This window comes from Mesorhizobium sp. M2A.F.Ca.ET.042.01.1.1 (genome assembly GCF_003997405.1).
Lineage (GTDB): Bacteria > Pseudomonadota > Alphaproteobacteria > Rhizobiales > Rhizobiaceae > Mesorhizobium.
Genome location: NZ_RZRX01000228.1, coordinates 1 through 10,506, shown reverse-complemented (window position 1 = coordinate 10,506; position 10,506 = coordinate 1). Strand labels below are relative to the sequence as shown.

At 62.9% G+C, this 10,506-nt stretch carries 9 protein-coding genes; 2 read left to right on the top strand and 7 right to left on the bottom strand.

The annotated features are described in order from the left end of the window. The 4 genes from EOA23_RS26725 to rpsL form a co-directional block, all read right to left on the bottom strand. Positions 1-127, bottom strand: a 127-nt coding sequence (locus tag EOA23_RS26725; RefSeq protein ID WP_244571411.1) for a GTP-binding protein, incomplete at its 3' end; no start/stop codon positions are given. A 65-nt stretch (positions 128-192) separates the two neighbouring features. Continuing rightward, positions 193-2,283 carry an elongation factor G gene (gene fusA / locus EOA23_RS26720; RefSeq protein ID WP_042642166.1) on the bottom strand — a complete coding sequence of 697 codons (2,091 nt, stop codon included), beginning with the start codon at positions 2,281-2,283 and terminating at the stop codon, positions 193-195. Positions 2,284-2,310: 27 nt separating this feature from the next. Then, the gene (gene rpsG, locus EOA23_RS26715) at positions 2,311-2,781 is read right to left on the bottom strand and encodes a 30S ribosomal protein S7 (RefSeq protein ID WP_027170372.1); all 471 of its coding nucleotides are present in this window, start codon (positions 2,779-2,781) and stop codon (positions 2,311-2,313) included. Between the two features lie 9 nt (positions 2,782-2,790). Beyond that, positions 2,791-3,162, bottom strand: coding sequence for a 30S ribosomal protein S12 (gene rpsL / locus EOA23_RS26710; protein WP_006202128.1), 372 nt, complete (start codon positions 3,160-3,162; stop codon positions 2,791-2,793). Between the two features lie 461 nt (positions 3,163-3,623). Here rpsL and EOA23_RS26705 point away from each other — a divergent pair, with 461 nt between their 5' ends. Further along, positions 3,624-3,905, top strand: coding sequence for a hypothetical protein (locus EOA23_RS26705; protein WP_040983044.1), 282 nt, complete (start codon positions 3,624-3,626; stop codon positions 3,903-3,905). Between the two features lie 85 nt (positions 3,906-3,990). Beyond that, positions 3,991-4,920, top strand: a complete 930-nt coding sequence (locus EOA23_RS26700) for a Gfo/Idh/MocA family oxidoreductase (protein WP_127306349.1) — start codon at positions 3,991-3,993, stop codon at positions 4,918-4,920. A gap of 33 nt (positions 4,921-4,953) precedes the next feature. On the opposite strand, the gene EOA23_RS26695 is transcribed toward EOA23_RS26700, so the two are convergent. From EOA23_RS26695 to EOA23_RS26685, 3 genes are all read right to left on the bottom strand, one after another. Continuing rightward, positions 4,954-5,619: an O-methyltransferase gene (locus tag EOA23_RS26695; protein WP_127306348.1), complete on the bottom strand. Its 666-nt coding sequence runs from the start codon at positions 5,617-5,619 to the stop codon at positions 4,954-4,956. 199 nt (positions 5,620-5,818) lie between these two features. Further along, entirely contained in the window at positions 5,819-10,015 is a 4,197-nt protein-coding gene (gene rpoC, locus EOA23_RS26690) for a DNA-directed RNA polymerase subunit beta' (protein WP_126061034.1), read from the bottom strand. A gap of 129 nt (positions 10,016-10,144) precedes the next feature. Continuing rightward, the coding region (locus tag EOA23_RS26685) for a hypothetical protein (protein WP_145966488.1) at positions 10,145-10,506 on the bottom strand (362 nt) is incomplete at its 5' end.

The following is a 10,506-nucleotide window of genomic DNA, read 5'->3' as shown; positions in this document are numbered from 1 at the left end:
CATAGCGCTTGTATTCGCCAAAATACTTCGTGATCGCCGCCGTCAGCGACGTCTTGCCATGATCGACGTGGCCGATCGTGCCAATGTTCACATGCGGCTTGGTGCGCTCGAATTTACCTTTTGCCATGTGATCTCTCCATTCCTGCCTGCCCGTGCGGGCCTTGAATTAAGGTCTCGTGCAACCCGCTCGAGTTACGCGTATTTCTTCTGAACTTCCTGGGCGACCGCGGTCGGAACCGGCTCGTAGTGGTCGAACTGCATCGTGTACTGGGCGCGGCCCTGCGACATCGAACGCAGATTGTCGACGTACTTGAACATGTTCGCCAGCGGCACCATCGCGTTGATGACGACGGCAACGCCACGCGCTTCCTGACCCTGGATCTGGCCACGACGGCCGTTGAGGTCGCCGATGACGCCGCCGACATAATCTTCGGGCGTCACGACCTCGACCTTCATGATCGGCTCGAGCAACTGCACGCCGAGGCGCGGAGCGGCCTCCTTGAAGCAGGCGCGGGAGGCGATTTCGAACGCCAGCACCGAGGAGTCGACGTCGTGGAAGGCGCCGTCGATGAGGGTCGCCTTGACGCCGATCATCGGGAAGCCGGCAAACGGGCCGGAACCCATGACGCTGTTGATACCCTTCTCGACGCCCGGGATGTATTCCTTCGGAACCGCACCGCCGACGATCTTGGACTCGAACACGAACTCTTCGCTCTCGGTGTTCGGCTCGAACAGGATCTTGACGCGGGCGAACTGGCCGGTACCGCCGGTCTGCTTCTTGTGCGTGTAGTCCTGCTCGTGGGTGCGGGTGATCGTCTCGCGATAAGCCACCTGCGGCGCGCCGACATTGGCTTCCACCTTGAACTCGCGGCGCATGCGGTCGACGATGATGTCGAGATGCAGCTCGCCCATGCCGGCGATGATGGTCTGGCCCGATTCCTCGTCGGTCTTGACGCGGAAGGACGGATCCTCGGCCGCCAGGCGATGCAGCGCGAGACCCATCTTTTCCTGGTCGTTCTTGGTCTTCGGCTCGATGGCGATCTGGATGACCGGATCGGGGAATTCCATGCGCTCGAGGATGACCGGGTGCAGCGGATCGCAGAGCGTGTCGCCCGTGGTCGTGTCCTTGAGGCCGGCCAGCGCAACGATGTCGCCGGCATAGGCTTCCTCGATGTCGGCGCGCGAGTTCGCATGCATCTGCAGCATGCGGCCGATGCGCTCCTTCTTGCCCTTCACCGTGTTGTCGAGCGAGGTGCCCTTGGTGAGCTTGCCCGAATAGATGCGGGCAAAGGTCAGCGAACCGACGAACGGGTCGTTCATGATCTTGAACGCCAGCATCGACAGCGGCTCGTTGTCGTCGGCGTGACGTTCGATCTCGGCGTCGGTCTTGGCGTCGACGCCCTTGATGGCCGGCACGTCGATCGGCGACGGCAGGTATTCGACGACAGCGTCGAGCAGCGGCTGCACGCCCTTGTTCTTGAAGGCCGAGCCGCAGAACATCGGGAAGAACTTGACCGCAATGGTGCCCTTACGGATCAGCGCACGGATCTCGTCGTTCGACGGCATGTTGCCTTCGAGGTAATTCTCGAGCGCGGTCTCGTCCATCTCGACCGCGGCTTCGATCATCTTCTCGCGGTACTGAGCTGCCTTCTCCTTGAGGTCGGCCGGGATCTCGACGACGTCCCAGGCAGCGCCCAGGGTCTCATCGCGCCAGACGAGCGCGTTCATCTCGACCAGGTCGACGACGCCCTTGAACTCGGTCTCGGCGCCGATCGGCAGCTGCATGACGACGGCCTGAGCGCCGAGGCGCGAACCAATCATTTCCACCGAGCGGTAGAAGTCGGCGCCGATCTTGTCCATCTTGTTGCAGAAGATCATGCGCGGCACGTGGTACTTGTCGGCCTGGCGCCATACGGTCTCTGTCTGCGGCTCCACGCCGGCGTTGGCATCGAGCAGCGCGATGGCGCCGTCGAGCACGCGCAGCGAACGCTCGACCTCGATGGTGAAGTCGACGTGTCCGGGGGTGTCGATGATGTTGAAGCGGCGCATCTTGCCGTCACGACCCTTCCAGAAGGTCGTGGTCGCGGCCGACGTGATGGTGATGCCGCGCTCCTGCTCCTGCTCCATCCAGTCCATGGTGGCAGCGCCGTCATGGACTTCGCCGATCTTGTGCGACTTGCCCGTGTAGTACAGGACGCGCTCGGTCGTCGTCGTCTTGCCGGCGTCGATATGCGCCATGATACCGAAATTGCGGTAGTCTTCGATCTTGTATTCGCGGGCCATGGGAGGTGCCTCTCAGTCTCTTTCGCGTTACCAGCGGTAATGCGCGAAGGCGCGGTTGGCTTCCGCCATCTTGTGGGTGTCTTCACGCTTCTTGACGGCGGTGCCGCGGTTGTTGGCCGCATCCATCAGCTCGCCCGAGAGGCGGTCGACCATGGTGGTCTCGTTGCGGTTGCGGGCCGCGGCGATTAGCCAGCGAATGGCCAGCGCCTGGCGGCGCTCGGGGCGCACGTCGACCGGAACCTGGTAGGTGGCGCCGCCGACGCGACGCGAGCGCACTTCCACATGCGGCGCGACATTGTCGAGCGCCTGATGGAAGACGGTGACCGGCTCCTGCTTGGTCTTCGCCTGGACCTGGTCCAGAGCGCCATAGACGATGGTCTCGGCAACCGACTTCTTGCCGTCATACATGACGGCGTTCATGAACTTGGTGACGATCAGATCGCCGAACTTGGGATCCGGATTGATCTCACGCTTTTCTGCACTGTGACGACGGGACATGGGAAACCCTTACTTCGGACGCTTGGCGCCGTATTTCGAACGACGCTGCTTGCGGTTCTTCACACCCTGCGTGTCGAGCACGCCGCGGATGATGTGGTAGCGGACGCCCGGCAGATCCTTGACGCGACCGCCGCGGATCATGACCACCGAGTGTTCCTGAAGGTTGTGGCCTTCGCCGGGGATGTAGCCGATCACTTCAAAACCGTTGGTCAGGCGAATCTTGGCCACCTTGCGCAGCGCCGAGTTCGGCTTCTTCGGCGTCGTGGTGTAGACGCGCGTGCAGACGCCCCGCTTCTGCGGGTTCTGCTGCATGGCCGGGACCTTGTTTCGCTTCACCGGCGCCAGGCGCGGCTTGCGGATCAGCTGGTTGACGGTAGGCATTAAACCCTCTTGTCTCTCAATTCCGTGTCTGCCCTGTCAGGGCCGCTCAAAGCGTCATCTCCATACGCGAATTCGGGCAACACACCGCGTCTCGCGGTCCTGCCCGAACAAATTGCAGAGGAAGCGGAAGCCGCTTCATGCTCGCCGGAAATGTCTTTTCGCTCGTAAAACGAACCCTGTTTGAGACAAACTCCAAAGCGTGTCGCCTCGGAAAGGCTGGTCTCACATCGGTTCTGACGTCGCGGCTTCTACTCGTAAGGCCATTGCCCGTCAACCCCGCAACGGCAAATATTGCGGTCAATTCGAGGCTTGGCAGCCATGCGCAAAACGCATGTAATTTTGTTGCGCCTTTTTTCAAGAGCGAGGAAGAAAGTGACCGGCTTGCGGCTGTCTTCCGCACTGGCTTCGTGCCAAAAGGCGGCTTCAACCGGACTTTGCGCCGGAAAACGAGGAATCAGCCCGTGAACGACAATGAAGAACGGCCGGTCACCATCATCACCGGACGAGTCTGGCGCAAGAAAGGCGGCAAGCCGGAGGGCGTGCATGTGATGCTGGTGGCGCCGGATGATGATTCTGCCGTGCGGCGCGCGCTCGAATCGCTCGCCGCCGAGGGATTCGCAGAGGCCGAGCTCGACCAGATCGGCGACATGGAGGGCGAGCCCGACGAGGAGCCGCATCTGTCGGCCTATCAGGGCGCGCTGGAAGGCGAAGTCTCGATCGTCACCTTTGACGAGCCGTTCTGATCTCGCTGCCGGGCGCGACGTCCCTTCCCGCTCTGTTCCGCAACACTTCTCTATCAGACAGCCATTCTTTCCTTCCGGAGTTCCCATGACCAGCAATCCCATCAAGCTCGGCATCGTCGGCGTGGGCAAGATCGTCCGTGACCAGCATCTTCCCGCGGTCGCCAAGGACGGCAATTACCAGCTTGCCGCCGCGGCCAGCCGCCATGGCAAGGTCGACGGCATTGCGAACTACCCGACGATCGAGGCGATGCTTGCGGCCGAGCCCGGTCTCGACGCGGTCTCGCTCTGCATGCCGCCGCAGTTCCGCTACGACGCAGCGCGCACCGCGCTGGAGGCGAAGAAGCATGTGTTCCTCGAAAAGCCGCCGGGCGCGACGGTGAGCGAGGTCGAGCATCTCAAGGCGCTGGCCGACAAGAACGGCGTCTCGCTCTTTGCCAGCTGGCATTCGCGCTACGCGCCGGCGGTAGAGGCCGCGCGCGCCTTCCTCGGTTCGGCCAGGCTGACCTCGGCCGCCATCAACTGGAAGGAAGACGTGCGCCGCTGGCATCCGAACCAGGAATGGATCTGGCAACCAGGCGGTTTTGGCGTGTTCGATCCGGGCATCAACGCCCTGTCGATCGCCACCCACATCCTGCCGCCGATGTTCATCACCTCGGCCGAGCTCGATTTTCCGGAGAACCGCGCAGCTCCGGTCGCGGCGCATGTCGCCTTCCGCACCTCGAACGGCCTGCCGGTGACGATGGAACTCGACTGGTTGCAGACCGGCCCGCAGAGCTGGGACATCGTGGCCGAGACCGACAAGGGCAAGATGCTGCTGTCGGGCGGCGGCGCGAAGCTCGCCGTCGACGGCAAAGTCATTCACGACGAGCCGGAGGCGGAATATCCGATGCTTTACAAGCGTTTCGCCGAGATCATTCGCGCAGGCACTTCCGATGTCGACCTCGCGCCGCTGCAGCACGTGGCCGACGCCTTCATGCTCGGCAAGCGCAATGTGGTCGAGGCGTTCTTCGACTGAGTCAGCGGCAAAGCGCCGAGGCGAGCGATATCCCTATTCTACGATCGCGATGGCAAAGCCGTCATAGCCCTTGGCGCCAACCGTCTGGATGGCGGTGCCGTCCAGCCGCTTCTCGCCGCCGATGAACGAGAACGCGGCGCGGGCGCCTTCGACATTGACGTCGCCGCTGTTCTTTTTCACGACCGCGCCGTCGCGGATCACGTTGTCGCAGACGATGACCGTGCCCGAGCGCGACAGCTTCATCGCCCAGTCGAGATAATTCGGGTTGTTGGGCTTGTCGGCGTCGATGAAGATCAGGTCGAATGGGCCGGCATTTTCGTCAACCAGCGCGGCGAGCGACTGTAGCGCCGAGCCGATCCGCAGGTCGACCTTGCCGGAAACCCCTGCCCGCTCGAAATTCGAGCGCGCGACCCTGGCGTGGTGCGGATCGAGCTCCAGCGTCACCACCTTGCCGTCCGCCGGCAGTCCCCTCGCCATCCAGATGGTCGAGTAGCCGCCGAGCGTGCCGACCTCCAGCACGGTCTTCGCGCCGCGGATGCGCACCAGCAGCGACAGCAATTTGCCTTGCGCGGGCGACACGTCGATGGCCGGAAGGCCCTGGTCGCGGTTGGCCCTAAGCACCGCGTCCAGCACGGGGTCCGCTTCGAAAAGCGAGGAAACGATATAGTCGTCGACTGCTGCCCAGGTCTTGCTGCTCATAGCTCTTCCTCGTTCGTGAAGTCAGATCGGGATGACGCTCTTAGATCCACCATTCCGATCCGGTTTCTTTGTGGAGCATGATCTTTCCCGAAAACCGTACCCACTTTTTGCTGCGCTGACCTTCGGTTCGGGATCATGCTCTGAATGCAAAAAGGGGCCCGCGTGGGCCCCTTCTCTTCAGTTTCTCACATCATGCCGCTTACTGCGCGGCGTTGACCATGTCGGTCAGCATCGGGTCGGCGACCTCGACACCGGAGGCCTTGCGGCGCTCGTCGATGATGAGCTCGTCGCGCGAGGTGGCGATGCGCCTGATCTGGCTCATCGTGCCGCCGGTGCCGGCCGGGATCAGACGGCCGACGATGACGTTTTCCTTCAGGCCCTGCAGCATGTCGGTCTTGCCGGCAACCGCAGCCTCGGTCAGCACCCTGGTCGTCTCCTGGAAGGAGGCGGCCGAGATGAAGGACGGCGTCTGCAGCGAGGCCTTGGTGATGCCGAGCAGCACCGGCTGACCTTCGGCCGGCTTCTTGCCGTCCTCGATCAGGCGCTCGTTGACCTCTTCCAGCTCGATCACGTCGACGTGGTCGCCCGGGATGTAGGTCGAGTCGCCCTGCGTGGTGATCTCGACCTTCTGCAGCATCTGGCGAACGATCACCTCGATGTGCTTGTCGTTGATCGACACGCCCTGCAGGCGGTAGACCTCCTGGATCTCGTTGACGAGGTAGGAGGCAAGCGCCTCCACGCCCTTGATCGCCAGGATGTCGTGCGGCGCCGGGTTGCCGTCGAGGATGTAGTCGCCCTTCTCGATGACGTCGCCGTCCTGGAGATGGAACGGCTTGCCCTTCGGGATCAGGTACTCCACCGGCTCCAGCGTCGAGTCGTGCGGCTCGATGATGATGCGGCGCTTGTTCTTGTAGTCGCGGCCGAAGCGGATCGTGCCATCGATCTCGGCGATGATGGCGTGATCCTTCGGACGGCGAGCCTCGAACAGTTCCGCAACACGCGGCAGACCACCGGTGATGTCCTTGGTCTTGGCGCTTTCCATCGGGATACGCGCCAGCACGTCGCCAGGCTTCACATGGGCGCCCGGCTCGACCGAGAGGATGGCCTCGACCGAGAGCAGGAAGCGCGCATCGCCGCCCTTCGACAGCTTGCCGACCTTGCCCTTGGCGTCCTGGATGGCGATCGCCGGCTTCAGGTCGCTGCCGCGCGGCGTCGAACGCCAGTCGATGACCTCACGCTTGGTGATGCCGGTCGACTCGTCGGCCGTTTCCTGAACGGAGATGCCGTCGACGAGGTCCTCGAACGCCACGCGACCCTCGATTTCGGTGAGGATCGGGCGGGTATAGGGATCCCACTCGGCGATACGCTGGCCGCGCTTCACCTTGTCGCCATCGTCCACGAAGATACGCGAACCGTAGGCGACGCGGTGCGTGGCGCGCTCCTTGCCGGTCTCATCGAGGATGAGCACCGCCATGTTGCGGCCCATGACCATCTGCTGGCCTTCCGAGTTGCGCACCACGTTGCGGTTGCGGATCTGCACCTTGCCCTCATAGGAGGCTTCAAGGAACGAGGAGTCCACCACCTGCGCCGTGCCACCCATGTGGAAGGTACGCATGGTGAGCTGGGTGCCCGGCTCGCCGATCGACTGCGCCGCAATGACGCCGACGGCCTCGCCCTGGTTGACGGGCGTGCCGCGGGCCAGGTCGCGACCGTAGCACACGGCGCACACGCCGGTCCTGACCTCGCAGGTCAGCGCCGAACGGATGCGGACCGACTGCACGCCGGCCTTTTCGATCTGCTCCACATCGCGCTCGTCCATCAGCTTGCCGGCCTTGACCAGCAGATCGCCGGTGACCGGATGGTTGATGTCGTCGAGCGCCGTGCGGCCCAGCACGCGCTGGCCGACCGAAGCGACGATCTGGCCGGCATCGACGATCGGCTGCATGGTGAGGCCCTTGTCGGTGCCGCAATCAACCGAGTTGACGATGCAGTCCTGCGCCACGTCGACGAGACGGCGGGTGAGGTAGCCCGAGTTCGCCGTCTTCAAGGCGGTGTCGGCCAGACCCTTGCGGGCGCCGTGGGTCGAGTTGAAGTACTCGAGCACGGTGAGGCCTTCCTTGAAGTTCGAGATGATCGGCGTCTCGATGATTTCACCCGAGGGCTTCGCCATCAGGCCGCGCATGCCGGCGAGCTGACGCATCTGGGTGGGCGAACCACGCGCGCCCGAATGCGACATCATGTAGATCGAGTTCATCGGCTTCTGACGGCCATTGTCCTCGAACTCCACCGCCTTGATGCGCGCCATCATCTCGTCGGCGACCTTTTCCGAGCACTTGGCCCAGGCGTCGACGACCTTGTTGTACTTCTCGCCCTGCGTGATCAGGCCGTCATTGTACTGCTGCTCGTATTCCTTGGCCAAAGCCTCGGTCTCGGAGACCAGCTTCAGCTTGGTATCCGGGATCAGCATGTCGTCCTTGCCGAACGAAATGCCGGCACGGCAGGCATGGGCAAAGCCAAGCGCCATGATGCGGTCGCAGAAGATGACCGTCTCTTTCTGACCGCAGTGGCGGTAGACGGTGTCGATCATCTTGGAGATGTTCTTCTTGGTCATCTCCTGGTTGGCGGTCTCATACGGCACGTTGACGTTCTTCGGCAGAAGCTCGCCGATGATCATGCGGCCGGGCGTGGTGTCGTAGATCTTCGACACGACGTTGCCTTCTGCGTCGACCGTGCGGAAGCGGCCCTTGATCTTGGCGTGCAGCGTCACGGCCTTGGTCTCCAGCGCATGCTGGAGCTCGCCCATGTCGGCAAACACCATGCCTTCGCCCGGCTCGTTCTGGTTGACTATCGAGAGATAGTAGAGACCGAGAACCATGTCCTGCGACGGCACGATGATCGGCGCGCCGGAGGCCGGGTGCAGGATGTTGTTGGTCGACATCATCAGCACGCGGGCTTCGAGCTGCGCTTCCAAGGACAGCGGCACGTGGACCGCCATCTGGTCACCGTCGAAGTCGGCGTTGAAGGCGGTGCAGACCAGCGGATGCAGCTGGATCGCCTTGCCTTCGATCAGGGTCGGCTCGAACGCCTGGATGCCGAGGCGGTGCAGCGTCGGCGCACGGTTCAGAAGCACCGGATGCTCGCGGATGACCTCGTCGAGGATATCCCAAACCTCCGGACGCTCCTTCTCGACCAGCTTCTTCGCCTGCTTGACGGTCGAGGAGAAACCCTTGGCGTCGAGGCGGGCGTAGATGAAGGGCTTGAAGAGCTCCAGCGCCATCTTCTTCGGCAGGCCGCACTGATGCAGCTTCAGCTCCGGACCGGTCACGATGACCGAACGGCCGGAATAGTCGACGCGCTTGCCGAGCAGGTTCTGACGGAACCGGCCCTGCTTGCCCTTGAGCATGTCGGACAGCGACTTCAGCGGACGCTTGTTGGCGCCGGTGATGACGCGGCCGCGACGGCCGTTGTCGAACAGTGCATCGACGGCTTCCTGCAGCATGCGCTTCTCGTTGCGCACGATGATGCCGGGCGCGCGCAGCTCGATCAGTCGCTTCAGGCGGTTGTTGCGGTTGATGACGCGGCGATAGAGGTCATTGAGGTCGGACGTGGCAAAGCGGCCGCCGTCCAGGGGAACCAGCGGGCGCAGGTCCGGCGGGATCACCGGAACCACCTTCATGATCATCCATTCCGGACGGTTGCCGGACTCCATGAAGTTTTCCACGACCTTGAGCCGCTTCAGATACTTCTTCTGCTTCAACTCGGAGGTGGTCGAAGCCAGCTCCGAACGCAGGTCGCCGGCGATCTTCTCCAGGTCCATGCCGGCCAAGAGGTCATGGATGGCCTCGGCGCCGATCATTGCGGTGAAAGAATCCTCGCCATACTCGTCGACGGCAAGCATGTACTCTTCCTCGCTGAGGAGCTGGTTCTCCTTCAGCGCGGTGAGGCCCGGCTCGGTGACGATGTAGTTCTCGAAGTAGAGCACACGCTCGATGTCCTTGAGGGTCATGTCGAGCAGGGTGCCGATGCGCGAAGGCAGCGACTTCAGGAACCAGATATGGGCGACGGGCGCGGCGAGCTCGATATGGCCCATGCGCTCGCGGCGAACGCGCGACAGCGTGACTTCGACGCCGCACTTTTCGCAGATGACGCCCTTGTACTTCATGCGCTTGTACTTGCCGCACAGGCACTCATAGTCCTTGATCGGACCAAAAATGCGCGCGCAGAACAGGCCGTCACGCTCCGGCTTGAAGGTGCGGTAGTTGATGGTCTCCGGCTTCTTGATCTCGCCGAACGACCAGGACAGAATCTTCTCTGGGCTGGCAAGCGAGATCCGGATGGAATCGAACACCTGCGCAGGCGCCTGCGGGTTGAAGAGATTCATGACCTCTTGGTTCATGCCGTTCTCCTTTTCGGGGTCCTCGATAACCCCTTCAATCGATCGCGGACGAAATGTCCGCAGACTGGCCGGTTGCCCGACCGAAAATTTAAAGGGCGCGCCGCATCTCGGAGCGGCGCGCCATAGGCTTTACTCGGCTGCGTCGGGCAGACGCGTCGGGGTCTCCTCGACCTGGGTGTTCTCCAGCTCCACATTGAGGCCGAGCGAGCGCATTTCCTTGACGAGAACGTTGAAGCTCTCCGGAATGCCCGCCTCGAACGTGTCGTCGCCGCGCACGATCGCTTCGTAGACCTTGGTCCGGCCGGCGACATCGTCCGACTTCACCGTCAGCATTTCCTGAAGCGTGTAGGCGGCGCCGTAGGCTTCGAGCGCCCAGACCTCCATTTCGCCGAAGCGCTGGCCGCCGAACTGCGCCTTGCCGCCCAGCGGCTGCTGGGTGACGAGCGAGTACGGACCGATCGAACGCGCGTGGATCTTGTCGTCCACCAGGT